24 protein-coding genes are annotated in these 24,090 nt (G+C 63.7%); 15 read left to right on the top strand and 9 right to left on the bottom strand.

The window, feature by feature from the left end; genetic code table 11:
- Both BUA41_RS00890 and BUA41_RS00885 read left to right on the top strand, forming a co-directional pair.
- Positions 1-1,941 carry a nitric oxide reductase activation protein NorD gene (locus BUA41_RS00890; RefSeq protein WP_072818749.1) on the top strand — a complete coding sequence of 647 codons (1,941 nt, stop codon included), beginning with the start codon at positions 1-3 and terminating at the stop codon, positions 1,939-1,941.
- 156 nt (positions 1,942-2,097) lie between these two features.
- Complete coding sequence (locus tag BUA41_RS00885; RefSeq protein ID WP_072818746.1) at positions 2,098-2,313, top strand: hypothetical protein; 216 nt, start codon at positions 2,098-2,100, stop codon at positions 2,311-2,313.
- Here the strand turns inward: BUA41_RS00885 and BUA41_RS00880 are convergent.
- From BUA41_RS00880 to fdxA, 4 genes are read right to left on the bottom strand one after another with little or no spacing between them, the layout of a single operon-like run.
- Complete coding sequence (locus BUA41_RS00880) at positions 2,298-2,603, bottom strand: cytochrome C oxidase subunit IV family protein (protein WP_072818744.1); 306 nt, start codon at positions 2,601-2,603, stop codon at positions 2,298-2,300. The genes BUA41_RS00885 and BUA41_RS00880 overlap by 16 nt on opposite strands.
- Before the next feature lie 21 nt (positions 2,604-2,624).
- A complete protein-coding gene (locus BUA41_RS00875) occupies positions 2,625-3,224 on the bottom strand; it encodes a cytochrome c oxidase subunit 3 family protein (protein WP_072818742.1) in 600 nt (199 codons plus the stop codon).
- Positions 3,217-3,657, bottom strand: coding sequence for a DUF4870 family protein (locus tag BUA41_RS00870; RefSeq protein WP_072818740.1), 441 nt, complete (start codon positions 3,655-3,657; stop codon positions 3,217-3,219). The genes BUA41_RS00875 and BUA41_RS00870 overlap by 8 nt, the downstream gene beginning before the upstream one ends.
- 36 nt (positions 3,658-3,693) lie before the next feature.
- A complete protein-coding gene (fdxA, locus tag BUA41_RS00865; protein ID WP_072818737.1) occupies positions 3,694-4,017 on the bottom strand; it encodes a ferredoxin FdxA in 324 nt (107 codons plus the stop codon).
- 308 nt (positions 4,018-4,325) lie between these two features.
- Here fdxA and ubiT point away from each other — a divergent pair, with 308 nt between their 5' ends.
- Genes ubiT through BUA41_RS00850 form a run of 3 tightly spaced genes read left to right on the top strand, consistent with a single transcriptional unit; the run spans position 4,326 to position 7,733 of the window.
- Positions 4,326-4,796: a ubiquinone anaerobic biosynthesis accessory factor UbiT gene (gene ubiT / locus BUA41_RS00860; RefSeq protein WP_072818735.1), complete on the top strand. Its 471-nt coding sequence runs from the start codon at positions 4,326-4,328 to the stop codon at positions 4,794-4,796.
- 37 nt (positions 4,797-4,833) lie between these two features.
- Entirely contained in the window at positions 4,834-6,945 is a 2,112-nt protein-coding gene (locus tag BUA41_RS00855) for an adenosylcobalamin-dependent ribonucleoside-diphosphate reductase (protein WP_072818732.1), read from the top strand.
- Between the two features lie 56 nt (positions 6,946-7,001).
- Entirely contained in the window at positions 7,002-7,733 is a 732-nt protein-coding gene (locus tag BUA41_RS00850; RefSeq protein ID WP_072818730.1) for a ribonucleoside-diphosphate reductase, read from the top strand.
- Between the two features lie 204 nt (positions 7,734-7,937).
- Here the strand turns inward: BUA41_RS00850 and BUA41_RS00845 are convergent, their stop codons facing one another.
- The 3 genes from BUA41_RS00845 to BUA41_RS00835 form a co-directional block, all read right to left on the bottom strand.
- A complete protein-coding gene (locus BUA41_RS00845; protein WP_072818728.1) occupies positions 7,938-9,248 on the bottom strand; it encodes a TRAP transporter large permease in 1,311 nt (436 codons plus the stop codon).
- 187 nt (positions 9,249-9,435) lie between these two features.
- On the bottom strand, positions 9,436-10,497 hold the full coding sequence (locus tag BUA41_RS00840; RefSeq protein ID WP_072818727.1) for a TRAP transporter substrate-binding protein: 1,062 nt from the start codon (positions 10,495-10,497) through the stop codon (positions 9,436-9,438).
- Positions 10,498-10,548: 51 nt separating this feature from the next.
- Positions 10,549-11,076, bottom strand: a complete 528-nt coding sequence (locus BUA41_RS00835) for a TRAP transporter small permease subunit (protein WP_072818725.1) — start codon at positions 11,074-11,076, stop codon at positions 10,549-10,551.
- Between the two features lie 334 nt (positions 11,077-11,410).
- Between BUA41_RS00835 and BUA41_RS00830 the strand changes: the two genes are divergently transcribed.
- Genes BUA41_RS00830 through BUA41_RS00820 form a run of 3 tightly spaced genes read left to right on the top strand, consistent with a single transcriptional unit; the run spans position 11,411 to position 16,187 of the window.
- The gene (locus BUA41_RS00830; RefSeq protein WP_072818723.1) at positions 11,411-12,226 is read left to right on the top strand and encodes a hypothetical protein; all 816 of its coding nucleotides are present in this window, start codon (positions 11,411-11,413) and stop codon (positions 12,224-12,226) included.
- Positions 12,199-15,210, top strand: coding sequence for a molybdopterin-dependent oxidoreductase (locus BUA41_RS00825; RefSeq protein ID WP_217652754.1), 3,012 nt, complete (start codon positions 12,199-12,201; stop codon positions 15,208-15,210). The genes BUA41_RS00830 and BUA41_RS00825 overlap by 28 nt, the downstream gene beginning before the upstream one ends.
- Before the next feature lie 17 nt (positions 15,211-15,227).
- On the top strand, positions 15,228-16,187 hold the full coding sequence (locus BUA41_RS00820) for a universal stress protein (protein ID WP_072818719.1): 960 nt from the start codon (positions 15,228-15,230) through the stop codon (positions 16,185-16,187).
- 42 nt (positions 16,188-16,229) lie between these two features.
- Here the strand turns inward: BUA41_RS00820 and BUA41_RS00815 are convergent, their stop codons facing one another.
- On the bottom strand, positions 16,230-16,985 hold the full coding sequence (locus BUA41_RS00815; protein WP_072818716.1) for a DeoR family transcriptional regulator: 756 nt from the start codon (positions 16,983-16,985) through the stop codon (positions 16,230-16,232).
- Between the two features lie 198 nt (positions 16,986-17,183).
- Between BUA41_RS00815 and BUA41_RS00810 the strand changes: the two genes are divergently transcribed.
- From BUA41_RS00810 to cdd, 7 genes are read left to right on the top strand one after another with little or no spacing between them, the layout of a single operon-like run.
- Positions 17,184-18,005, top strand: coding sequence for an outer membrane protein OmpK (locus BUA41_RS00810; protein ID WP_084671001.1), 822 nt, complete (start codon positions 17,184-17,186; stop codon positions 18,003-18,005).
- Between the two features lie 15 nt (positions 18,006-18,020).
- Positions 18,021-19,292 (top strand): NupC/NupG family nucleoside CNT transporter, encoded by a 1,272-nt coding sequence (locus BUA41_RS00805; RefSeq protein ID WP_072818714.1) that lies wholly within the window; start codon positions 18,021-18,023, stop codon positions 19,290-19,292.
- A gap of 34 nt (positions 19,293-19,326) precedes the next feature.
- A complete protein-coding gene (deoC, locus tag BUA41_RS00800) occupies positions 19,327-20,118 on the top strand; it encodes a deoxyribose-phosphate aldolase (RefSeq protein ID WP_072818712.1) in 792 nt (263 codons plus the stop codon).
- The gene (gene deoA, locus BUA41_RS00795) at positions 20,118-21,446 is read left to right on the top strand and encodes a thymidine phosphorylase (RefSeq protein WP_072818709.1); all 1,329 of its coding nucleotides are present in this window, start codon (positions 20,118-20,120) and stop codon (positions 21,444-21,446) included. The genes deoC and deoA overlap by 1 nt, the downstream gene beginning before the upstream one ends.
- Positions 21,443-22,729, top strand: a complete 1,287-nt coding sequence (locus tag BUA41_RS00790; RefSeq protein WP_072818706.1) for a phosphopentomutase — start codon at positions 21,443-21,445, stop codon at positions 22,727-22,729. Before deoA ends, BUA41_RS00790 begins: the two co-directional genes overlap by 4 nt.
- Entirely contained in the window at positions 22,729-23,463 is a 735-nt protein-coding gene (gene deoD, locus BUA41_RS00785) for a purine-nucleoside phosphorylase (RefSeq protein WP_072818704.1), read from the top strand. Before BUA41_RS00790 ends, deoD begins: the two co-directional genes overlap by 1 nt.
- Positions 23,460-23,885 carry a cytidine deaminase gene (gene cdd / locus BUA41_RS00780; protein ID WP_072818702.1) on the top strand — a complete coding sequence of 142 codons (426 nt, stop codon included), beginning with the start codon at positions 23,460-23,462 and terminating at the stop codon, positions 23,883-23,885. Before deoD ends, cdd begins: the two co-directional genes overlap by 4 nt.
- Here the strand turns inward: cdd and BUA41_RS19145 are convergent.
- Positions 23,874-24,044, bottom strand: coding sequence for a hypothetical protein (locus BUA41_RS19145; protein ID WP_175546910.1), 171 nt, complete (start codon positions 24,042-24,044; stop codon positions 23,874-23,876). The genes cdd and BUA41_RS19145 overlap by 12 nt on opposite strands.
- Positions 24,045-24,090: the final 46 nt, after the last annotated feature.

Raw genomic sequence — 24,090 nt, 5'->3', positions numbered from 1 at the left:
ATGAGCAAGCTGGATTTTCTCGAGGTCGAGGAGTTCGTCGGTCGTCACTGGCATCGCTGGGCCTCTGGGGCGGCGAGTTACCCGCATCATCCCGACGCAGCGGTGCATCTCGAGGAACTGCGCGGCGTGCTGGGCGTCTTCTTTCGTGCCAGCGGCGGCGAGTCGGGGGTCGAGGTGGCTGCCATCGCGGCACGCAACTCGACCCACCGTCTCACTCTGCGCCAACGCCTGGGGTTCGACGAGGAGACCCTCGACCTGGCGCGCCGGGACGAAGAGAACCTGCTGCTGCCTCCCCGGCTCGACCTGTTTGCCGAGCCGGCGCTCAATCGCGATCTCTACTTCTGGCTGGTGGCTTTCCTGGCGGTAGCACGACGCGTTCCGCACCACGACGATCCGCTGCGTCAGGACATTGCCTGGTTGCGTGAGGTCGTCGAGGCGAGTCGCCAGGCATTGTCGTGCTTCCCCGGTCTGCGGGGGCGCCATGCCCGGCTTTGCCAGGCTCTGCTGGAGATTCGCCCCAAGCGCCGCCTGCCCGGGACCGAGGCGGCCGTCGAGGCCATGATCCTGCACTTGCTGGGCGACGCCCAGCCGTTGAACGACGAGGCCGCCTGTCTCCAGGCGGCGGTGCTCGATCCCGACGTTTCCTTGAAGGATTTCCAGGCTCCCCGGGGCTATCGCCCGCCGCTGCCCGTGCCGCTCTGGGCGCAGGTCGTCGAGCTCGGCAGCCGGGGCGAGGCTCGTCCCGAGGGCGACGACGAGCCCCCCAGCGATCACCAGGCCGAAGCCGTCTCCGCAGGCAAGCGCAAGGCCGAGCGACGGCGCCAGGACCAGAGCGAACGCAAGGACTCGCTGATCTTCAATCGCTTCGAGAAGATGCTCTCCTTCTCGGAGATGATCAATCTCAACCGTCGGGTGGATGACGAAGAGGATGAGAACGCGCGCAGCGTCGCGGAGCAGATGGAGGAAATCACCCTGAGCCCCCACGAGCAACGCGCCGCCTCCCAGCTCAAGATCGACCTGGACCTGGCTCCGGAGGCCATCAGCGGCGAGCGCCTGCGCGGCAAGCATCTCTACCCGGAGTGGAATCATCGCAGGCAGGAGTACCTGCCGGATCACTGCGCGGTGCTGACGGACCTGCAAAGCGAGGAAGGCGAGGATTGGGTGCCGGACGAGACGACCCGACGCCGCATCCGCCGGGTACGCCGGGAGTTCGAGGCGCTGCGCCCGCGCCGCGAGACCCTGCGCGGCCAGGTCGACGGCAGCGAGCTGGACATGGACGCGGCGATCCGCGCCCATTGCGACCTGGCCGCCACCGGCGAGACCAGCGATCATCTCTATCTGGCCACCCGCCAGCAGGCCCGGGACCTGGCCGTGTCGATCCTGGTGGACGTGTCGCTCTCCACGGATGCCTGGCTCGACGACAGGCGCGTGCTGGACGTGGAGAAGGAGGCCCTGCTGGTGCTCGGCCACGGTCTGGCGGGCTGCGGCGACGACTATGCCATCCACTGCTTTACCTCGCATCGTCGCCAGAAAGTCTGGGTCAACACCCTCAAGACCTTCGAGGAATCGATGAACGAACGGGTCAGTCGGCGCATCGCCGCTCTGAGCCCCGGGCGCTATACCCGCATGGGGCCAGCCATCCGCCATCTTGCCCGCGAGCTTGCCCAGCGCCCCAACCGGCACCGCCTGCTGCTGGTGCTCACCGACGGCAAGCCCAACGATACCGACTACTACGAGGGGCGTTACGGCATCGAGGACACCCGTCGGGCGATCCTCGATGCGCGCCAGCAGGAGATCAAGGTGTTCGGCGTGACCATCGATCAGGAGGCGCGGCAGTATATTCCGCACCTGTTCGGCCGTGGCGGTTACGCCATCGTGCAGAAGCCCGAGCATCTCTCCCTGGCGCTGCCGGGGATTTATCGCCAGATCATCGCCAGTTGAAGGAAGCACTGAATAAATGCCTACGCGTCTCAAGCACTGCGTTACGCGGTACGCGGAATCCTCACATATACCCATATGCTCCGGTTCCTGTGCTCCGGGCGCCTTGTGCTTGAACCGCTCGCCGATTTCTTCAGCCCTTCCTTGAGGAGAAGTTACATGACCGCACGCGCCGTGATTGCGATATTGGTAGGGGGAGTGGTCTTCCTGGCGGTGGTGATTCCGGTGGCCTGGATCATCAATACCCAGGACTGGGGCGTGGCGATGATCTTTCCCGCGCCCCTGATCGTCTACGGCCTGATGGTGGTGGCGCGCCGGCTGGACGACTGGGTCAGGCGCGACCCCCGTCGCCGCGACCATCACCCCAGGAGCTGATGGCGGGCCGCCAGGTATCCCGACAGAATCACGCCCAGGATCACCAGTGCCAGTCCCAGGAAGGCGCCTTTCCAGCCCGGCGACGAGACCCGCAGGTTGAGATAGGTCATGAGCACCTGATGTGCCTTGAAGCCGGTGCTGACCAGCACCAGCAACGCCCCCCACAACGGTAGTGCCTGCCACTCGGCATCGGCATCGAGTCGCGCGGAGATCATCGAGATCAGCGTCAGTCCCATGAGGGTCGCCCAGGTCAGCACCAGGCGGCGAGAGCTTGGAAGTGTCGTCCTCATGATTACCTCGGCAGGGAGTCGTCAGCGCAATAGATAGATCAGCGGGTAGAGCAGTATCCAGATCAGATCGACCATGTGCCAGAAGGCCGTGGCGGTTTCCACGTTGGCAAGCGTGGTGCGCCAGGCCACCAGGGCGAGCAGGACGAGCCCGAACAGCACGTGGGCGAAGTGAAAGCCGGTCAGCAGGTAGTAGAAGGCGAAGAAGGTGTTGGTCTCGGGCGTCAGGCCCGCCCCGAACTTGCTCGCATATTCGGCGATCTTGATTGCACCGAATACCAGACCCAGCGCCATGGTCAGCAGCAACCACTGGCGGCTGCGGCGTACCTGGTGCCGGGCGACGGCGTTCGTGGCCAGCGCGGCGAACAGGCCGCTGGTCAGCAGCACCATGGTGTTCAGCCCCCCGATGACCGGATCGAGAAGCTGCTGAGAGGCATCGAAGAGCTCGCGCTGGTCGGCGCGCATCCAGGCAAACAGGCCGAAGGCGGCGGCGAAGACCAGCATTTCGCTCAGGATCAGCACCCACATCAAGGGGTTGCCGGGCAGGGCGGAAAGCGGCCCCCAATCGGCCTCGCCTTCCGAAGGGGCGCCCGAGACCGAAGACGAGCCGCGGGGCTCAGTCATGCAGGGTGACCACGGCGCCGCCGAACCCCAGGCTGCGGGGATTGTCGATGGGGCGGTTGGCCATCAGGCGATGAATGCCGACCCCGCAGCGGCCCACCATCCATACCAGGCAAGCCGTGAAGAACAGATAGCCAAGCGCCCAGGCAATGCCTGGCGGGGCCTCGAAGTAGCCCAGCAGGTTCCACAGCAGCAGACCGATGCCACCCGCCACGACCCCTAGCCAGAAGGTGCGAATCTGAAAGCGGAAATGGCTGTCGACCCAGGCGGCACCGCGTCCCAGCTTGAAGTGGGCGATCGCGACGCCTAGCGGCGCCGTGACCACCGCCATGACACTGCCCAGGTAAAAGGCATAGATCAGGATGGCGGCGCCACGTCCGGGGGAGTTGGCCTTTTGCGAGGCGAAGTCTCGGTCGTTATCGACGGGGGTAGGCATAGGGATTCTCTCGGCATGCATGGAATAAGTCACCCTCTAGCGTTCGAGGTAGGAAAGCTTGTCGGCCACGCCGTCCCAGGACTCGGCGTCCTCCGGGGGGTCCTTCTTCTCGGTGATGACCGGCCACTTTTCGGCCAGCTCGGCGTTCAGTTCCAAGAAGTGGCGCTGGGATGCCGGAAGTTCGTCCTCGGCGAAGATGGCCTCCGCTGGGCATTCCGGCTCGCACAGGGCGCAATCGATGCACTCGTCCGGATGGATCACCAGGAAGTTGGGGCCCTCGTAGAAGCAGTCCACGGGACAGACTTCCACGCAGTCGGTGTACTTGCACTTGATGCAGTTCTCGGTGACGACGAAGGTCATGGCTCATCTCCCGAACTTTAAGATGCATATGTTGCACATCTTAATGCCCGGAATGAATGGCGGCAATCGCCGCTAGGCCACTTTCGTTGCTGTCAAAGGGAGGAACAGGCCTCTTTATGCAGGCCGATACGGCGATTTGGATGGCCTATCTTGTGCTATGCTGGCGAAAGGTTCCCATATGTAGTGTTCGGGCGTATCATCGCCAAATATCGTTTTCTTGATGCGAGTCATGTTGCGGGCAGTCGGTCGGGCCTAGCATTGGCCCCCTTTCGGCGTTCTGATCACCGCTATACAACGGAGTCATTGTCATGTCGCTATTTGCCCTGCCGCGCCTGCCGGCACCGAGTCATCTGATCCGCCTCGTCGACCCGCGCGTGCCCGTGGCGCTCAAGCGGCGCCTCGTCGAGCCCGTACTCAACCGCACCTTCGCCGAGCCCCTGGTGGAAGGCGAGTTCGATGCCCTGGAAGGGCGGCGTATCACCCTGAGTGTCAGCGACCTGGGCGTGTCATTGACCCTGGGGCTCGAGAACCAGCGCCTGGTGATGCTCGATGCGCCCGGCGAAGCGACCATCCGCGGCGGCTGGCGGGAGTTCCTGTGCCTGGCCACCCGGCGCGAGGACCCGGACAGCCTGTTCTTCCAGCGTCGCCTGCTGATCGAAGGGGACACCGAACTGGGCCTGATGGTCAAGAACCTCCTCGACGGTCAGGAGGCGGGGCTGGCACAAGGCCGCCTGGGGGCGCTGTTGAATCATCTCGAGACATTCCTTCACAAGCATTGATCACGAACCATCGATAGCATTCTTTCTGGAGACCCGCATGAGTACTTCCGCCAAGGCCGTCAAGACCTCCAACGAGGTGCCCCTCCAGGCACCTTCCCGCGACATCTGGGATTCCAAGTACCGGCTCAAGGATCGGCACCAGCGTCCCGTGGACAAGGATGTTCGGGCAACCTACGAGCGCGTGGCCCGCGCCCTGGCGGCGGTCGAGGGCGACAAGGCCGAGGAATGGCTGGTCAAGTTCCGCTGGGCCCTGGAAAATGGTGCCATTCCGGCCGGGCGCATCCTCTCCAACGCCGGGGCCGAGGACCACAAGCCGGCGGTGAGCCTGATCAACTGCACGGTGTCGCGTTCCATTCGCGACAGCATGCACAACATCCTCGATTCCGTGGTGGATGCCGGCATGACCCTCAAGGCCGGTTGCGGTATCGGCTACGAGTTCTCCACGCTGCGTCACAAGGGTGCCTTCGTGTTCGGTGCGGGAGCGGGCACCAACGGCCCCCTGGCGTTCATGGACGTTCATGACAAGATGTGTTTCACGGTGGCCTCTGCCGGCGGCCGGCGTGGTGCCCAGATGGCGACCTTCGACGTCGGCCATCCCGACGTGAAGGAATTCATCGAGGCCAAGCGCGAACCCGGTCGCCTGCGCCAGTTCAACCTGAGCCTGCTGATCACCGATGAGTTTATCGAGGCGGTCAAGCAGGATGCCGACTGGCACCTGGCCTTCCCGCTGCACCCGGGCGAGAAGGACGACGTCAAGCCCGAGCAACTGATCTACCGAGACTGGCCGGTGATCGAGGAGGGCTACAGCGTCGATGACGAGGGGCGCGTGGCCTGCCGTATCGTGAGCACCATCAGGGCTCGCGAGCTGTGGGATACCATCATGTCCTCCACCTACGACTTCGCCGAGCCGGGCTTCATCCTGATCGACCAGGTCAACCGCATGAACAACAACTGGTTCTGCGAGGAGATCCGGGCGACCAACCCCTGCGGCGAGCAGCCCCTGCCGCCGGAAGGCGCCTGCCTGCTGGGGTCGATCAACCTGACCCGGTTCGTCATCGAGCCGTTCAGCGACAATCCGCGTTTCGACTGGGAGCGCTATCGCAAGGTGGTGGCGATCTTCACCCGCATGCTCGACAACGTGGTGGAGATCGCCGGCCTACCGCTCCCCGGGCAGCAGCGCGAGATCGAGGCCAAGCGCCGCCATGGCATGGGCTTTCTCGGCCTGGGCTCGACCCTGACCATGCTCAAGCTGCATTACGGCTCGGAGGAGTCGCTGGCGTTCACCGACGAGGTCAGCAAGACGCTTGCCATCGAAGGCTGGAAGGTGGCCCTCGAGCTCTCCAAGGAGAAGGGCATGGCGCCGATCCTCGCCGAGGAGATCGAGATCACGCCCAAGATGATGCGCGAGCGTCCCAAGCTGGCGAAGGACGGCTACGAGATCGGCGACAAGGTGCCCGGGCGTATCCTGCACGCCCGCTATAGCCACTACATGCAGAAGATCGCCGAGGTCGAGCCCGAGCTGGTGGCGGCGCTGGCGGAGCACGGTGCGCGCTTCACCCACCATTCGTCCATCGCCCCGACCGGCACCATCAGCCTGTCGCTGGGCAACAATGCCTCCAACGGCATCGAACCGACCTTCTCGCATCGCTACTACCGCAACATCATCCAGGCGGGCAAGAAGACCAAGGAGCAGGTCGAGGTGGCTTCCTTCGAGCTGGCCGCCTACCGTCATTTCGTGGCGCCGGAAGCCGTCGAGAGCGATCTTCCCGACTACTTCATCACCGCCGATGCGGTCACTCCGCAGCAGCACGTGGCGGTTCAGGCAGCGGCCCAGGCCTGGGTCGATTCGGCGATCTCCAAGACGGTCAACGTGCCCACCGACTTTCCCTACGAGGCCTTCAAGGACCTCTATCTGGATGCCTATGCCAGCAAGCTCAAGGGGTGCACCACCTTCCGCTTCAACCCGGAAGCCTTCCAGGGCGTGCTGGTGCGCGAGGATGACCTGAAGAACACCACCTACGTGTTCGAGCTGGAAAGCGGCGAGACGCTGGAACTCAAGGGCAACGAGAAGGTGATCTACGACGGCGAGGAGCACAACGCCGCCAACCTTTACGATGGCTTGAAGGAAGGCACCTACGGCAAGTGGTGATGGGACTGCGCATCGCGTGATGAAATCGAATTCGAATCTGTCAGTGGAGCCGGAAGATGGCTGTTGAAATCAAATCCAAGATCGTGAACTACCGCGTCAAGCAGCCCCAGGCGGAGTTGCCGCTGGTCGACGAGAACCCCTTGACGGTGCGGATACCCTCGCGTCCGGAAGGCACCCTGGAGGCAGTCTCCGAGAAGATCTCCTACGTCGGGGCCGAGGGGCGCAAGAAGGTCTACGTGCTGGTGGCATTCATGCCGGTGGAAGGGGTGCTCAATGGCAAGCAGGTGGTCATCGAGCGTCCGGTGGAATTCTTCTTCCCCTCGGGACAGCTCTCCAGCGAGCATCAGTGGATCACTGCCACCATGCGCAGCCTGTCGCTGGCTGCCCGGGGTGGCTATGTCACCCAGGCCCTGGCGGACCTGCGCAAGGTGGCCTGGGACAAGGGGCTGGTGCGCTGCGGCACGAACCGCTGGAACAAGCCGATGTTCCATGATTCCGAGGTGGCGGCCATCGCCTGGTCGATCCAGCAGATCCTCTATCGGCGGGGGTTCGTCGACGCCGACGGCATCCAGGTCCCGGTGGACGAGCTGGCCCAGCGCTATGCCCAGCGCCTGATCCACGGTCACCCCTGGCAGCCGCCCGCCGCCGAGGAGACCGGCGATTCGGATGCGGAAAACAGCGCCGGCGCGGCGGTGGTCGGCCACTGTCCCGAGTGTCGCGGCGAGTTGATCATGATGGATGGCTGCCCGACCTGCTACGCCGGCTGCGGCTGGTCGAAGTGCGGTTGACGGGCGCCCGTTTCAGCGACGGCCGCTTTTCGCTCGCTGAAGAGAGCTCCTATAGGCGATTGATATAGATGAGATTTGTAGGAGCCCGGTTCACCGGGCGATGGTCGGATCACCATCGTTCGCTGAAGCGAACTCCTACAAAAACCAGAGCTACCGGGGGGATAGGAGCCCGGTTCACCGGGCGATGGGTGCCATTCTTCGTCCTCATCCCTCCACCCAGTCAGGTAGCCACAGGGCGATCTGCGGGAACAGGAAGATCAGCGTCAAGCCCAGCAGCTGCAGCAGCACGAACGGCCACACCGACTGGTAGACGTTGCCCATGTCGACGTCACTGGGCAGGATGCTCTTGATCCAGAACAGCACGAAACCGAAAGGGGGCGTCAGGTAGGCGATCTGGATGTTGACGATGAACAGCACGCCGAACCATATCTTGTCGACCTCCAGCGCCTCGACGATGGGGATGAACAGCGGGGTGCACAGCATGATGATCGCCCAGTCGTCCATCACCATGCCCAGCACGAGGATGATCAGCATCATCAGGAAGAGAACCCCCATGGTGCCGCCTGGCATTGCCAGCACGGCGGAGGTGATCAGGTCCTGGCTCCCCAAGGAGTTGAAGATGTTCAGGAAGATGTTGGCGCCGATGAGAATCCACAAGCCCATGCCGGTGAGCTTCAGGGTGGTCGACAGCGAATCCTTCAGCACCTCCCAGCTCAGCTGCCGGTTGATGACGGTGATCAACAGTGCCCCGGTGGCGCCCAGGGCCGCTGCCTCGGCGGGGGTGGTGATGCCGCCCCAGATGGCGCCCAGCACCACGACGATCAGCACCGCGAACGGCCAGATATCGAGCAGGGAGGCCAGCTTCTCCCGGCGCGAGAAGCGGATCTCCTTGGGCAGTGCCGGCCCGATGTGCGGCTGGAGCTTGCAGCGTACCCCGATGTAGATGGCGTAGAAGGTCGCGAGCATCAGCCCGGGGACGAGACCGGCCATGAACAGCTTGCCGATGGAGGCATTGGCCAGCAGGCCGTAGAAGATGAAGGGCACGCTCGGTGGAATGAGTGCTCCCAGGGCGCCGCCGGCGCAGATGGACCCGATCGCGATCTTTCTGTCGTACTTGTATTTCATCATCGAGGGATAGGCGATCTGGCCCATGGCGATGGTGGCCGGCGGCGTGATTCCCGTCACCGCCGCGAAGATGGTACTGACCTTTACCGTGCCGATGGCCAGCCCGCCGGGAATATGGCCAATCAGTTTGTAGACGGCGTCGTAGGCGGCGGTGGCGATCCCCGAGTAGCGGATGAGGCTGCCCATGAAGAGAAACAGCGGAATGGTGACCAGAATGGAGTTCCACGGCGTGGAGTAGAAGGCGCTCGGCACCGCCAGCAGGGCGCGGGGCTCGAAGAACAGTGCGAAGATGACAGCGGTACCGCCCAGGCCGAAGGCGACCGGAAGCCCCAGGAATAGCGAGACGAACAGGCACAGGAAGTATAGGGCGGTGATGATTTCCAGGCTCATGGCGTGTCCTTGGGAAAGACAGGAGTGATTCTTTTGGGCTTTTGTTACCGAGCGAGTGCGTTCTCGTGTCGGCTTTCTTTTTTACCCTTTCGGGGCATTTCGCCTGGATGATGGCCGGGTGCCTGGCGCTTGCTGATTTCTTGAAGCGACACAGGCACCTTTGAGTTTTCCTGTTCAATGCGGCTTTCTATTCAATCTTTCCTTTTTCTTTCAGGTATTTCTTGTAGAGCTCGACGCCCTTGGCGTTGCGCTCGGACAGCTCGGCGATTTGCGGCCACACCTTTTCGATGGAGACATCGCGCATCTCCTCGACCTGCTCGTCGGAGAGTCGAACGACCTTGCCGCCGCTCTCCTCGAGGATCTTGAGTGCTTCGTCGACCTGTTCGGCATGCATTTCGCTGGTTTCGAAATACGTCGACTCGAAGATGCCGTCGATCTGGTCTCGCTGCCACTGGGTCAGCGCATTCCAGGACTCCAGGTTGATGAAGATCTCTTGATGCTGAGCGGGATTCCAGCCAGGCATGACGGCATAGTCGATCACCTCGTTGAAGGACATGTCGTCGATGCCGCCGGTGTCCCAGTAGGTGCCTTCGACGGTGCCGAGCTTGATTGCCGTGTAGATGTCGCCTGCGCCCATGGAGACCGGCACGCCCCCCAGCGCCTGATGGAAGAGCGCCTGCGGGCCTCCCGCACGCATCTTCTTGCCCTCGAAGTCCTCCAGGCCCTCGACGGGGAAGGTGGTGAACATGGCGTTGGGGCCCTGGTTCGACCAGCCGCCCCAGTAGAGATTGCGCTCTCGGGCCGCTTCCTGAACGAGTTCGCCGACCCGGTAGTCGGGATTGCCCCACATCAGCTCCCAGGCCTCCTCGGCATTGCTGGCGCCCATGGGCAACCCAAAGGCCAGCATCCCCTCGGGCATCTGGCCGCCGTAGACCGTCGCCCAGCCCGCGTAGCCATCGGTCATGCCCGCTGCAGCGGCGCCGAAGGCTTCATCGCCGCTCGTCAGCGCGCCGGCCGGCTCGACCTTGATCTTCACCGTACCCTGGGTGGCTTCCTCCACGGCCTTGACCCAGGGAATGAGTCCGTTTTCCCAGCCGGCGTCCGAGGTGTCGAAAGCGGGCTGAAAGACCCAGTTGGTCACCTCGTCCGGGGGGCCGGGTTCCTGGGCAAGCGCCACGGAGGCAGAAAAGGCCAGGATGCCAGCTCCCAGGATCAATGAGGCTGATGAAGGTTTCTTGTCGATGGTCATTGGATTGCTCCTGTTTCGAAGTCCAGCCGTCGTGAGGAGGCGAGTGTTCGGTCACTCGTCGGGTCGGGGCTGCTTGTGCTTGTCGCCGAACAGTGTCTTAAGGTCGTTGATGAAATGCTTGACGACCATCAGCAGCACGAAGGTTGCCGCGATGGGAATGATGGTCTTGATGGGATAGATGGGAATCGGTATCGCCGTGGGCGTTACCTGATTGAGCATGATGGAGAGCTGCGCCGCCTGGATGCCTTTCCAGATCAGCACGCCGAGAAAAAGAAAGGTGTAGATGCTGGTGAGAATGTCGAAGAACGCTCTCTTGCGCCTCGACCACTTGGCGTAAAAGATATCGAGCTTGATGAAGGCGCCATGCTTCAGCGAGTAGATGCCACCGGCGCAGGCAATCAGGACCATGGCGGCCTGGGTCGACACGCTGATCCACTGCGAGGCCGAATTGAGCGCATAGCGCATGAAGACGTCGGCAACACCAAAGAACATGCAGTAGAGCACCAGTAACGAACCGATGATACCGAGTATCTCAGCGGAAACGTCTATGAACTTGCTGAACCCCTTGAGGATCATCATCAATTCCCGTGCTCGTTGTCTTGTTATTGTTGCTTTATATCAACATAGCCTGCGCTGGCGGGGCGTCAAATGCCGGGTCGAATGCGCTCATCGCGGTCGATGTCGCCCCTGGCTCCCTGAAGCGAACTCCCGCGGGTGTGGCCCGGTCGGTGCGCATTGTGCATGGAAAGGAAGCGGTCGGCGTGCTATGTTTTGGCATGACGGCTGCTGCGATTGGATTGCACATAAAGATATGAATTATCAGTATTTTTAAACCATATTCTTCATGTCTTTTGCAGTTTTCGGGCCAATACGAGGTGTCTCGCGGCTCCTCGACAATCGGGTGATCCGGGCCATGAACGATGTCTCCATTCCCAAGCACGCATCCAGTCGACGCCCGGACCTGAGCAACGGCTTCTTGCTGGGGCTGGCGATGCTGTTGGTGGCGGCCTGCATCGCGGCGGCGGTTGCCTACGCCTTCGATACCGCGAGCCGTCCCGGCGATACGCCGCATCAGATTGCGGCGATGCTCGGGGTGGTATTGCTGCTGGGGCCTCTGGCATTCTTCCTCGCCAAGCGAATGGGGTATGCGGCCAGCCCGCCCTGGTGGTTTGCGGTGCACGCGCTGGGGGCGACCCTCGGCGCGGTGGCGATCCTCTTCCACGCCTCTGCCGGTTCGTTCGCCACGCCGGCAAGCATCCCCCTGCTGCTGATGCTCTTTCTTTGTATCCAGGGCGTTCTGGCCCGGGTATTCCTGTCGCGTCGACTGAGCTTCCTGTTCGCTCGCAGCTTCCAAAGTTTCAACTTCCACGAGCCGCTCGAGATCGATCGCCAGGCGCTGCGCGAGGTGATCGAGCGCAAGGAAGCACAGCTCGAGACGCTGGATCCAGTCGCCCAGGAGGCGACCTTTTCGCCCCGGTTGCGTCACTTTCTCACCCAGCCCGTTGCGGCGCTGCGCTATCAAGCGCTGATGGAGAAAGAGCTACGCCTGGTAGGGGCACGTCGACGCGCCGGCAGGACGCTTTCCAGCTGGCGCCGGCTGCACCTTTTGGCGGCAGTGCTGTTCTACCTCGGCATGCTGGGGCATGTGGTGGTGATGCTGTTCTTCGCCGGCTACGCGGCGGGAGAGGGCGAGATCTATTGGTGGCATCTGGCCGCCTGGGGGCGCTGATGAGCGATGTGCTGAGCCTGTCCATCGACCTGGAGCGCTGCACCGGCTGCAAGAGCTGCGAAGCCGCCTGCAAGCAGGCCAATGGCCTGGGCCCGCACAGCTATCGCAATCGCGTGCTGTGGTTTGCTGCCCAGAACGTTGATGCGGCAGAGAGCACGCCGCAGGCACTGCTGGATTTTCTTACCGTGACCTGTCAGCAGTGCGAGCGCCCGGCCTGCCTGCGTGCCTGTCCGGTCAACCCCAAGGCGATCAGCAAGGATCCGGTCACCGGCGTGGTGGCCATCAACGAGGATCGCTGCACCGGCTGCGGCGAGTGCGCAATCTCCTGCCCCTACGGTGCCATCGGCTACAACGCGGAACATCATCATGCGGTGAAGTGCGACCTCTGCGCTCATCGTCGCGCCGTGGGCGATGGCCCCGCCTGTGCCTCGGTGTGTCCGACCCAGGCCATCCGCTTCGGACGCACGGAGGATCACCTGGTGGCTGCCGAGGCGGCGGGGCGCGAGGTGCTGGACATCGACCATTTCCTGCAGAGACCCGCCACGGTCTATCTCAAGCGTCGCGCGGACGAAGGGCTGGATGCCGCAGAGCATCACGAACGCCATGGCACCCAGCGCATTCCCGCCTTGATGCTGGACGACGAGGTGCGCGGCAATCTCGACCGCAGCGCGCTCAACCTGGCCTACGACGCCGCGGCCCGGGAGCGTGTCGCCGATGCCGAAGTTGTCCGCGTTCCCGGTGGCTGCCCTATCTGCTTCAACGGCTGTCCGGTTGTGTACGAACTGCAAGGCGAGCGGCTTGGCCACGTCTATGGCAACAAGGAAGATCCTGTCTTCGAAGGGCGCATCTGTCCGAAGTCCCAGATGACGTTGCAGATGCATGACGCAAAGGAGCGCCTGCGGCATCCCCTCAAGCGGGTGGGGGCGCGCGGCGAGGGCCGGTTTGAGCGCATCACCTGGGAACAGGCCCTGGACGAGATCGCCGCAAGACTCGGGGCGCTCCGGGAGATGCATGGCGCGGACAGCCTGGCCATTCATTCCGGCTCGCGCACCGGCACCCTGACGACCCAGGGCTGCGTGCCGCTTTTTGCCAATCTCTGGGGCACCGACAACGTTGCCACCACGGAGCCCTTCTGCGATCTAAGCAAGGTGGTCGCCCTGGAGATGACCCAGGGCTCGGTGATGATGACCAATGTCTATACCCCCGAGGATATCGGCAGCGCCGCGCTCTACGTCTATATCGGCGACAACCAGGCGGAGACGCGCCCGGTCAACTTCGGGCTGGTCAACCAGTGGCGAATGCGCAACGGCGCACGGCTGGTGGTGGTGGACCCGCGCGCCACCGCCACCGCCGCGAAAGCGGACGACTGGTTACCCATTCGTCCGGGCACGGACATGGCCCTGGGCCTGGCGATGATCGGCCACATTCTGGATCGTGACCTGCACGACGCGGCCTTCTGCGAGGCCTGGATCGAGGGCTTCGAGGCCTGGCGAGCGTTCATCCGGACGCAGGGCTATACCCCCGAATGGGCCGCGCCCATCACCGATCTTCCCGCCGAACGCATCGCCTGCCTGGCGGAAGCGATCGCGGACGCCGACGGTGCGATGCTGATGCTCAGTCGTGGCGTCAATCAGCATACCAACGCGGCTCAGACTCACCGCGTCTTCATGTTCCTGGCGGCGATCACCGGCAACTGGGGGCGCCGAGGCGGGGGGTATTTCAATGTCTCCTCGGAACCCGACGTCCAGGCACCGCAGGTGCCCGAGGCGCGCCGCCCGCCGCGCCGCCCGGCGATCTGCAAGAATCCCGCCGGCTGGGCGGACGCCATGCTGGGCGAGGCGGCCTATCCGATTCGCGGACTGATCACCGGCAACAACCCCCTGGCACTGTGGCCGGATCAGAACCGGATGCGCGAGGCCGTGAGTCACCTCGATCTGCTGGTGCACCTGGAGCTTTATCGCAACGCCACCTCCGCGTTCGCGGATTACCTGCTGCCCATGGCCAGCGGCATCGAGAAGGGCGGCACCACGCGCCTGGCCGAGGATCGACGCATCGTCTGGAACGACAAGCTCATCGAGCCGCCGGGCGAGGCCAGGTCCGATCACTGGTTCTGGATCGAACTGGGCAAGCGTTGCGGTTTCGGCGATCTCCTCAAGGAAGAGTACAAGGACCCGCGCCGGCTCTGGGACGAGGTGCTTTGCCGGGCCTCCCCCACCCTGAGAGGAGCGACCACCCGGCGCCTGCTGCAAAAGGCCAATCGTAGCCTGCGCGTGCCACTGGCCGACGAGGAGGCTCCGGAAACCGATACGCTGTACCTGGAAGGCACCACCGCCTTCGGTCAAGTCCCGGGCAAGCGCTTCCCCACCCCCTCCGGCAAGCTGGAATTCCATACGCCCGCGTTGGTCGAGCACTTCGCGACGCTGGGGTTGTCGCCCCTGCCCGAATTCTACTCCGAGGCGGCAAGCTCCATGCCGCTGCCGTATTTCGTGAACGAGGAGGAAAGGATCGTCTCGCCGTTCTTCGCCGTGGCGAGCCAGGCCGTTCGGGGCCATATCGCTCCTGCGACGCAGGCGACCGGGAGAGATGGAATGGATGTCGAACTGGTCACCGGCCGTCCGCCGGCGCCGCACTTTCACTCCTGGACCCACTACTTCTGGCAGGCCCAGGAGATGTGGCCGGAGCTCTACTGCCAGATTCATCCTCGACTGGCGGACTCGCTGGAAATCCACGACGGGGACCGGGTGCGCATCACCACGCGAACCGGGCAGATCGAGGCTCGTGCCTGGCGCTATGCGGGCATGCGCGAACGAGCGATCTTCATTCCCATCGGCTGGGACGAGCGTCAACCCTTCCACCCCGGTCCCTCGATCAACCACCTGACCCAGGTGAGGCTGGACCCGATTTCCCAGCAAGCCAACCTGAAGCTGACCATGTGTCGGGTGGAAAATGGTCGATGGCAAGGTAAATCCAACGGTCGGTGGTAGGTAAGGAGGTCGGTATCATGAAAGGTTTTAAGAATATCTTATATGTGCTCGGTCCCCAGACCAATGAGTCTTCTCCATCCTGGAAGCGAGCTGTTTCGCTCGCCAAGAACAACCAGGCGGATTTGACCCTGCTGCGTGTCCTTCCCGAAGTCTCGCTCTCCTCTTACGCGAGGAAATACCACGTCAATGGGCAGGAGCTTCAGCAAAAAGTGCTTGAGCATGAAGACAGCGAGCTACGGCGTCTGCTTTCCTTGCTCGAGGCGGAGTGCAATGCCAGTGCGGAGCTCATGGTGGGTAAAAGGCATGTAGAGATCATTCGTGCCGTGCAGATGAAAAACATCGATGGGGTCATCAAGGAAACCGATGCTACAAGCTGGCTAGACCGTTTTTTTGGCAGCGATGACATGAACCTGCTGCGCAGGTGTCCTTGTCCGGTTTGGCTGATGAAGCAAAACGAAAAACCGGATTATCGCCATATCATGGCCGCGGTTGCGTTTGATGGCGATGATGAGGATATCAATGATGGATTGAACGAGATGATACTGAACCTGGCCAGTTCATTGTCGCTCTCGGATTTTGCGTCATTGCACGTGGTGAACATCTACGACGTTCCGGAAGCGGGGTTTGTCAGCCTTTGGGTGGAGCAACCGGATAGAGTAAGGAGCGAGTTGTTCGAAGACGAATATCGCCGAAGTCATTATAAGATGCGTGTGCTGCTTGATTCCTTGAAAGAGAATATAGGCGAGGAAGCATATCGATATCTCTCCCCGATTTCCCATGTTGTCAAGGGAATTCCCGATCGCGAGATCCCAAGAATGGCGGAGGCCGTCAAGGCTGATCTCGTGGTAATGGGTACGGTTGCCCGCGCGGGGATCGCCGGGGCTGTCATCGGCAATACGGCAGAAGCCATCCTCGCCCAGATAGATTGTTCGGTACTGGCCATCAAGCCCGAAGGGTTCGTTTCTCCGGTATCGTAGCCAGACCTCCGACTATCGGGTAAAGGTAGCGGAAACACGCGTTCAAGCCACGATGATCTGGGGACGGCCTGCCGTTGTCTCGAGCCCTGACTCGGGGCCCGTGATCACCACGTCGAAATCGTCGAGAGTGGCAAAGTAGGCGGGGCGGATGATCCCCGCCTTGCTGTCGTCGGCCACCAGCAGACGCTGGGTGGCGCAGGCGATTGCCGCTTGCTTGGGCGCCACTTCATGGAAATGGAAACAGCTCACCCCCTTTTTCGCGTGCACCCCGGCGGCGGTGATGAAGGCCTTGTTGATGCCCAGTCGAGAAAGGCGTGCAACGATGTCGTCGCTGGCAAAGGTCTGGGAGGAGGGGTGATAGACGCCCCCCAGCAATACCAGGCGCACCCCCGGCAGGCGGGAGAGCGCATTGGCCACGTTGAGGGCGTAGGTGACCACCGTCAGGGAGCGCTCCTGGTCGAGGCCCGAGACCAGCGGCATGAGGGTGGTGCCGCAGTCGACGAACAGCGTATCGCCATCCTCGATGTGACGCGCCGCCACCTCGCATAGCCGCTGCTTGGCTTCGGCCTGGCGGTCCTGCTGGGTGGCCAGGTCGTAGAGCGGGGCATAGCGGGGGTCGTCGGCACGCACCAGATGCCCCCCGATCAACGTCAGGCCGCCATCACCGGCCGACAGGTCGCGGCGGATGGTCATCTCCGAAACGCCACACAGCCTGGCGGCCTCGGACAGCCGCAAGGTGCCGCCACGTGCCAATGCCTCGGTGAGTCGCCCCAGTCGTCGGGCACTGCGTTCATTCATGCCAAGGTTCTCCAGAGAGCGAGGGGGAGCCCGCCGCTCATGCTATCCGAATCCCCGACCCTCCTGGGACAAGCAAGGGCAGGGAGGTTTTTGTTAGAAAAATAACATCAAATGTTATAGATTTCACTCCGAGTGCCGTGACGCCCCTTCGTGCTCACGGCTCTCTCGCCGATGACAACGACAAGAGTGGAATCCGTCATGCCCAAGTTCCTTCGATGCACCCCCATTGCCTTGCTTGCTGCCGCCAATGCCCTGCCATGGGCCTCAACGGCTGTGCAGGCCGAGGAGGCCTTCGCGCCTCGCTGGTCCTTCGCCAACGTGTCGATCAATTATCTCGACTGGTCGGATGGCACCGAGGAGCGCACCGCCGACAATGCCGCCAAGGGGGATTTCTTCTACCTCGAGCTCGAAGGTGGCGTCGGCTTCGACTGGGGGGAGTTCTATGGCTTCTACGACTTCGAGAACCCTCAGAACGAGACCCGAGAGGAGGACGGTCGCGACAACCGACGCAGTGCCGCCAAGGTCACCTCGCATATCTACCTGGGCGAGACGCCTTTCTCGCTTTACTTTCACGTCTACGACTTTCGCGACTACGGTTATGACAGCGAGGAGCAGGACCGCGTCGTGGGGTTGGGGTACCGCCACACCTTCGACAATGGGCTGTGGTTCAAGCCGTTTCTGGGCAAGGCCTGGGTGGAGAGCCAGTCCGGCGGTTACAGCGGCGAGAATGGCTACATGCTCGGCTGGGTGCTGGGCTACGATTTCGAGGCCTTCGGCGAGAACCTCAGCCTGACCAACTGGCACGAGCAGACCTTCGGCCGGGATGACGACTACCTTGCTCGCAACTACGTCAACGGCTCGGCCGGAAGCGTCGGCACCAACGGCGCCGTGGCGCTGTGGTGGCACCCTGTCGAGGCGATCACCACCGGCGTGCAATATCGCTATTCCGACAACAAGCTGGGCACTGCCGACCATTACCAGAACGCCATGATCTACACCCTCAAATACAATTTCTTGTAGAAAAAGGACCTTGCCATGACACTGCTCATGAGCCTCATCGGGATGGCGACCCTGATACTCATCGCGTTGCTGTTCTCCACCAACCGCCGTGCGATTCGTCTGCGTACCGTGGGCGTCGCTTTTGCCATCCAGGCGGGGATCGGCGCCTTCGTGCTCTACGTTCCCTTCGGCCAGGTGGTGCTCAAGACGGTTTCCGATGCCGTCAGCCAGGTGGTGCTCTATGCCAACGACGGCATCGATTTTCTCTTCGGGGGACTGGCCGACGTGGAGTCGGTCGGCTTCGTGTTCGCGATCAAGGTATTGCCGGTGATCATCTTCTTCGCCTCGCTGACCGCCGTGCTCTACTACCTGGGCATCATGCAGTGGGTGATCCGCATTCTCGGCGGCGCCCTGCAGAAGGCGCTCGGCACCTCCCGCACCGAATCGCTCTCGGCCACCGCCAACATCTTCGTCGGCCAGACCGAGGCGCCCCTGGTGGTGCGTCCCTTCATCGCTCGCATGACCCCCTCGCAACTCTTCGCCGTGATGTGCGGCGGGCTCGCTTCGGTCGCGGGCTCGGTGCTGGCGGGATACGCCGCCCTGGGGATCCCCATGGAATACCTGGTGGCGGCCTCCTTCATGGCCGCCCCGGGCGGGTTGCTGTTCGCCAAGCTGATCATGCCCGAGACCCAGGAAGTGGTGGATGATGCCGACAAGGCCAACGAAGTGCTCGACGAGCAGGACCATCCGAGCAACGTGCTCGATGCCGCTGCCGCGGGGGCCTCTTCGGGCCTGCAGCTGGCGGCCAACGTCGGGGCCATGCTGCTGGCCTTCATTGGCCTGATCGCGCTGATCAACGGCATCCTGGGTGGAGTCGGTGGCTGGTTCGGCATGGAGTCGCTGAGTCTGGAGCTGATCCTGGGCTGGTTGTTCGCGCCTCTGGCCTTTCTGCTGGGCGTGGGTTGGGAAGAGGCAGTGTTCGCTGGCTCTTTCATCGGTCAGAAGCTGGTGCTCAACGAGTTTGTTGCCTACGTCAACCTGGCGCCCTTCATCGACGGCGAGCAGATGGTACCCGCCACTGGCGAGATGATTTCGCCCCACACCGTGGCGATTCTGTCGTTTGCCCTGTGCGGCTTCGCCAATCTGTCGTCCATCGCCATTCTGCTCGGCGGGCTGGGCAGCATCGCCCCCAGCCGCCGCCACGACATTGCTCGGTTCGGCCTCAAGGCAGTGCTGGCGGGCACGCTCTCCAACCTGATGTCCGCCACGATTGCCGGTTTCTTCATCGCCCTGGCGGCGGCAGGATGAGGGCCAACATGACGCTAACCCACGGGAGGACAGCATGACCCACTCTTTCGATAACGACCTTCGTAACGCGGCACGTCAGGCCCTGAGCCTGATGGATCTTACCAGCCTCAACGATGACGACAGCGATGCCACCATCGAGGCGTTGTGTCGACGGGCGAAGACGTCGGCAGGTGCCCCGGCGGCGGTCTGTGTCTACCCTGCCTTCGTGGTGACCGCCAAGCGTGCACTGGCCGCCTACGGCCTCGGAGATGTCGTGAAGGTCGCCACGGTCGCCAACTTTCCCCGGGGCGATGGCGAAATCGTCGAGGTTGCCCGAGAGGTCAGGGAAGCCGTCGCCTCGGGGGCCGACGAAGTGGACGTGGTCTTCCCCTATCGTGCCCTGATGGCCGGGGACGAGGCGCAAGGTCGTGAACTGGTCGCCGCCTGCAAGGCGGTCTGCGCCGACGCCACGCTCAAGGTGATTCTGGAGACCGGCGAACTGAATGACCCCGGGCTGATCCGGCGTGCCGGGGAACTGGCCATCGCCGGGGGGGCCGACTTCCTCAAGACCTCCACCGGCAAGGTGACGGTCAACGCCACCCTCGAGTCGGCCGAGATCCTGTTGACCCTGATTCGTGACAGCGCTCAGGACATAGGCTTCAAGGCGGCCGGCGGCGTGCGCAGTGCCGAAGACGCCCAGGCCTATCTGCAACTGGCGGCACGCCTCATGGGCAGGGACTGGCTCACCCCGGCGCACTTCCGTTTCGGTGCCTCGAGCCTGCTCGACAGCCTGCTTGCCACGCTCGGCGTGGATGACGTTTCGACGGGCGTCGCTGGAGACTACTGATGCTGCCCCAGGAGCTGATTCGTGCCAAGCGCGATGGCCGCGAGCTGCCTCCGGAGGCCATCGCCGAATTCGTGAGCGGTATTGCCGAGGAGCATATTGGCGACGGTCAATTGGGGGCCTTCGCCATGGCGGTGTATCTCAACGGCATGAGCGATGCCGAGACCGTGGCGCTGACCATCGCCACCCGGGACTCGGGTCAGGTGCTGCGCTGGGACGATCTCGATCTGCCCGGGCCGGTGCTAGACAAGCATTCCACCGGCGGGGTCGGTGATCTGGTATCGTTGGTGCTCGGCCCCTGGATCGCCGCCTGCGGCGGCCATGTGCCGATGGTTTCCGGACGTGGCCTGGGTCATACCGGCGGTACGCTGGACAAGCTCGAGTCGATCCCCGGCTACGATGTCGCCCCGGATCAGGCGCGTTTTCGGCGTCTGGTCAAGGAGGCCGGCGTGGCGATCATCGGCCAGACCGCGGATCTGGCGCCCGCCGACAAGCGCCTCTATGCGGTACGCGACGTCACCGCCACGGTGGAGTCGCTGCCGCTGATCGTCGCCTCGATCCTCGGCAAGAAACTCGCCTGCGGGCTCGACGCCCTGGTCATGGACGTCAAGGTGGGCAGCGGCGCCTTTATGCCCACATACGAGGCGTCCACCGAGTTGGCCACCACCATTGCCGAGGTGGCCAGCCGGGCGGGAACGCCGACCACGGCACTGCTCACCGACATGAGCCAGCCGCTGGCGCCCTGCGCGGGCAATGCCCTGGAAGTGCACGAAGCCATCGCGCTCTTGACCGGTGATAGGCGAGAAGGCCGCCTGCTCGAGGTGACCCGGGCAGTGGCGATTGAAATGCTGCTTCAGGGCGGTCTGGCCGAATCGACCCAAGCGGCCATGACGCGTCTCGACCGGGCGCTTTCTTCCGGGGCCGCCGCCGAACGGTTCTCGCGCATGGTGGCTGGGCTCGGCGGGCCCACGGATCTGCTCGAGCGTGCCGATCGACATCTGCCCAGGGCCTCTTGCCAGGTCGCGGTGCATGCCGACAGGCCGGGCATCCTGCGGCGACTCGACACCCGGGCCCTGGGAATGGCCGTGGTCGAACTGGGCGGGGGGCGTCTGCAGGCCGGGCAGGCCATCGACCACGCCGTCGGCCTGAGCGACATCGCCGCCCTGGGCGAGCGCGTCGATGACCAGCATCCGCTGGCGATCGTCCATGCCCGCGACCCGGCCGATGCCCGGCGCGCCGCCCAGCGTGTGCTGGCCGCGGCCGAGATCGGCGATGTCGATATCACGCCGCCCACCTTGATTCACGAGATGATCCGCCGGGAGGCAACATGACACGCGCCGTCGTACTGGTACTCGACTCCTTCGGCATCGGCGCCACGCCGGATGCCGCCGACTTCGGCGATGCCGGTGCCGACACCCTGGGGCATATCGCCGCCGCCTGCGCCCGAGGTGATGCCGATTCTTTACAGGGCCCCGAAGCCGGTTCTTCACAGGGCCCCGAAGCCAGCCTAGGCTGCCGGGGCCCGCTTCAGCTGCCCAACCTGGCGGGCCTGGGGCTGTTGCACGCCCACCGCGAGAGTACCGGCGCCTGGGCCGAGGGCATGGCCGTTCCTGATGAGCTCGACGGTGCCTATGGTCATGCCCGGGAGGTGTCTTCCGGCAAGGATACGCCTTCCGGCCACTGGGAGATCGCCGGGGTACCGGTGCGCTTCGATTGGGGCTATTTCCCCGACAGGCAAGCGAGCTTTCCCGACGAACTGCTCGAGTCACTGGTGCGCGACGCCGAGCTGCCCGGGGTGATCGGCAACTGCCATGCCTCGGGCACCGAGATCATCGCCCGACTCGGCGAAGCGCACGTCGCCAGCGGCAAGCCCATCGTCTACACCTCGGCGGACTCGGTGTTCCAGATCGCCGCGCATGAGGAAGTCTTCGGCCTGGAACGGCTCTACCGGGTCTGCGAGATCGCCCGGGGCCTGCTCGAGCCCTACAACATCGGCCGGGTGATCGCCCGCCCGTTCACCGGCGAGACGGCCGAGACCTTCGTGCGCAGCGCCAATCGGCGTGACTACAGCGTCGAGCCGCCATCGCCCACCGTGCTCCAGAAGCTTCACGAGGCCGGTGGCGAGGTGATCGCCATCGGCAAGATCGCCGATATCTACGCCCATTGCGGTATCTCGCGCTCGGTCAAGGCCAGCGGTCACGATGCGTTGATGGACGCCACCCTGGCGGCCCTGGACGAGGCCGGCGAGCGCCGCCTGATCATGACCAACTTCGTCGATTTCGACATGCTCTACGGTCATCGCCGCGATATCACCGGCTACGCGGCGGCCCTGGAGCGCTTCGATGCGCGACTGCCCGAGCTTCTCGCCAGGCTTGACGACGACGACCTGCTGATCCTCACCGCCGACCATGGCTGTGACCCGACCTGGCCCGGCAGCGACCACACCCGGGAGCATATCCCGGTACTCGCCCGAGGCGCGGGGATGGAGACTGGTTCCCTGGGCGCCCGGGAGACCTTCGCCGACATCGGCCAGAGTCTCGCCGCCTACTTCGGCCTGCCGGCGATGGCCGATGGCATCAGCTTTCTTTCCACCGGCCCACAAGGAACCTCCTGATGGCGACACCCCATATCAACGCCGAGCCCGGCGATTTTGCCGATACCGTGCTGATGCCCGGCGACCCGCTGCGTGCCCGGTATATCGCCGAGACCTTCCTCGACGACGTGCGGGAAGTCAACAGCGTGCGCAGCATGAGCGGCTTCAGCGGGCACTACAAGGGGCGTGACATCTCGGTGATGGGGCATGGCATGGGCATCCCCTCGGTATCCATCTACGCTCGAGAGCTGATCGTCGACTACGGCGTCAAGACGCTGATTCGCGTCGGCTCCTGCGGGGCGGTGCGCGACGATATCGCCCTGCGCGACGTGATCATCGGCCTGGGGGCCTGCACCGACTCCGGCGTGAACCGCACCCGCTTCGCGGGCATGGACTTCGCCGCCATCGCCGACTTCGAACTGACCCGGCACGCGGTGGACGCCGCCGCGGCCCAGGGTATCGCGGTCAAGGTCGGCAACCTCTTCTCGGCGGACCTGTTCTACGATCCGCGTCCCGAGACCGCCGAACTGCTCAAGCGCTACGGTATCGTCGGCGTGGAGATGGAAGCTGCCGGCCTCTACGGCGTGGCCGCCGAGTTCGGTGCCCGGGCCGCCACCCTGTGCACCGTGTCCGATCACATCCTCAAGGGGGATTCGCTCTCCAGCGCCGAGCGCCAGGCCACCTTCGACGAGATGATGGTGGTAGCCCTGGAGAGTGTGCTGCGAGACGACCAGGCCAGGGAGGTCGCCCCATGAGCGTTCCCACCACCATCGATGCCACCCTGGTCGCCGAGCTGATCGGCGTGCGCGATCGCGCCTATGCACCTTACTCGAATCACCCGGTCGGCGCCGTGGTGGAGAGCGAGAGCGGCACCCGCTACGCCGGGGCCAATGTCGAGACCGCCCACTACAAGGGGCTCTGTGCCGAGGCCTCGGCCATCGCCGCCATGGTCAGCACCGGGGAGCGTCGTCTGCAGCGGGTCTACGTGATCGGCCCCGGCGAGCATCTCTGCTCGCCCTGCGGCGATTGTCGCCAGCGTATCCGCGAGTTCGCCACGGCCGAAACGCGAATCCTGGTTCTCGACGCCCAAGGAAACCTGCTCCGAGACTACGATATGGAGGCGCTGCTGCCCGACGCCTTCGGTCCCGAGAACCTGGGCAAGCCGTCATTCGCGTAGCGTCAGCTGGTCGAAATGCGGCGCGTAGACTTCGCCCAGCCAGTAGCTGGCGATCAGCTTGCCGGCGACCCTGAGCGGTCGAGAGGACCTGGCGGGAGAACTCTTCCTTCTCCACGAAGGGGCCTCGACAGCCTGGCCCACGCTGGGAGAGGAAGCCATTCGGTCAGTCCAGACGGCTGCCCTGCAACTGATGAGGAGAACCGAC

It is taken from the genome of Modicisalibacter ilicicola DSM 19980 (assembly GCF_900128925.1).
Lineage (GTDB): Bacteria > Pseudomonadota > Gammaproteobacteria > Pseudomonadales > Halomonadaceae > Modicisalibacter > Modicisalibacter ilicicola.
Note: the sequence above shows the minus strand (reverse complement) of the source record. Positions and strands in the feature narration are given on the sequence as shown.

Coding starts and splice junctions, on each gene's coding strand:
- BUA41_RS00890 (WP_072818749.1), top strand. CDS start 1: ATGAGCAAGCTGGATTTTCTCGAGGTCGAGGAGTTCGTCGGTCGTCAC.
- BUA41_RS00885 (WP_072818746.1), top strand. CDS start 2,098: ATGACCGCACGCGCCGTGATTGCGATATTGGTAGGGGGAGTGGTCTTC.
- BUA41_RS00880 (WP_072818744.1), bottom strand. CDS start 2,603: ATGAGGACGACACTTCCAAGCTCTCGCCGCCTGGTGCTGACCTGGGCG.
- BUA41_RS00875 (WP_072818742.1), bottom strand. CDS start 3,224: ATGACTGAGCCCCGCGGCTCGTCTTCGGTCTCGGGCGCCCCTTCGGAA.
- BUA41_RS00870 (WP_072818740.1), bottom strand. CDS start 3,657: ATGCCTACCCCCGTCGATAACGACCGAGACTTCGCCTCGCAAAAGGCC.
- fdxA (WP_072818737.1), bottom strand. CDS start 4,017: ATGACCTTCGTCGTCACCGAGAACTGCATCAAGTGCAAGTACACCGAC.
- ubiT (WP_072818735.1), top strand. CDS start 4,326: ATGTCGCTATTTGCCCTGCCGCGCCTGCCGGCACCGAGTCATCTGATC.
- BUA41_RS00855 (WP_072818732.1), top strand. CDS start 4,834: ATGAGTACTTCCGCCAAGGCCGTCAAGACCTCCAACGAGGTGCCCCTC.
- BUA41_RS00850 (WP_072818730.1), top strand. CDS start 7,002: ATGGCTGTTGAAATCAAATCCAAGATCGTGAACTACCGCGTCAAGCAG.
- BUA41_RS00845 (WP_072818728.1), bottom strand. CDS start 9,248: ATGAGCCTGGAAATCATCACCGCCCTATACTTCCTGTGCCTGTTCGTC.
- BUA41_RS00840 (WP_072818727.1), bottom strand. CDS start 10,497: ATGACCATCGACAAGAAACCTTCATCAGCCTCATTGATCCTGGGAGCT.
- BUA41_RS00835 (WP_072818725.1), bottom strand. CDS start 11,076: ATGATGATCCTCAAGGGGTTCAGCAAGTTCATAGACGTTTCCGCTGAG.
- BUA41_RS00830 (WP_072818723.1), top strand. CDS start 11,411: ATGAACGATGTCTCCATTCCCAAGCACGCATCCAGTCGACGCCCGGAC.
- BUA41_RS00820 (WP_072818719.1), top strand. CDS start 15,228: ATGAAAGGTTTTAAGAATATCTTATATGTGCTCGGTCCCCAGACCAAT.
- BUA41_RS00815 (WP_072818716.1), bottom strand. CDS start 16,985: ATGAATGAACGCAGTGCCCGACGACTGGGGCGACTCACCGAGGCATTG.
- BUA41_RS00810 (WP_084671001.1), top strand. CDS start 17,184: ATGCCCAAGTTCCTTCGATGCACCCCCATTGCCTTGCTTGCTGCCGCC.
- BUA41_RS00805 (WP_072818714.1), top strand. CDS start 18,021: ATGACACTGCTCATGAGCCTCATCGGGATGGCGACCCTGATACTCATC.
- deoC (WP_072818712.1), top strand. CDS start 19,327: ATGACCCACTCTTTCGATAACGACCTTCGTAACGCGGCACGTCAGGCC.
- deoA (WP_072818709.1), top strand. CDS start 20,118: ATGCTGCCCCAGGAGCTGATTCGTGCCAAGCGCGATGGCCGCGAGCTG.
- BUA41_RS00790 (WP_072818706.1), top strand. CDS start 21,443: ATGACACGCGCCGTCGTACTGGTACTCGACTCCTTCGGCATCGGCGCC.
- deoD (WP_072818704.1), top strand. CDS start 22,729: ATGGCGACACCCCATATCAACGCCGAGCCCGGCGATTTTGCCGATACC.
- cdd (WP_072818702.1), top strand. CDS start 23,460: ATGAGCGTTCCCACCACCATCGATGCCACCCTGGTCGCCGAGCTGATC.
- BUA41_RS19145 (WP_175546910.1), bottom strand. CDS start 24,044: ATGGCTTCCTCTCCCAGCGTGGGCCAGGCTGTCGAGGCCCCTTCGTGG.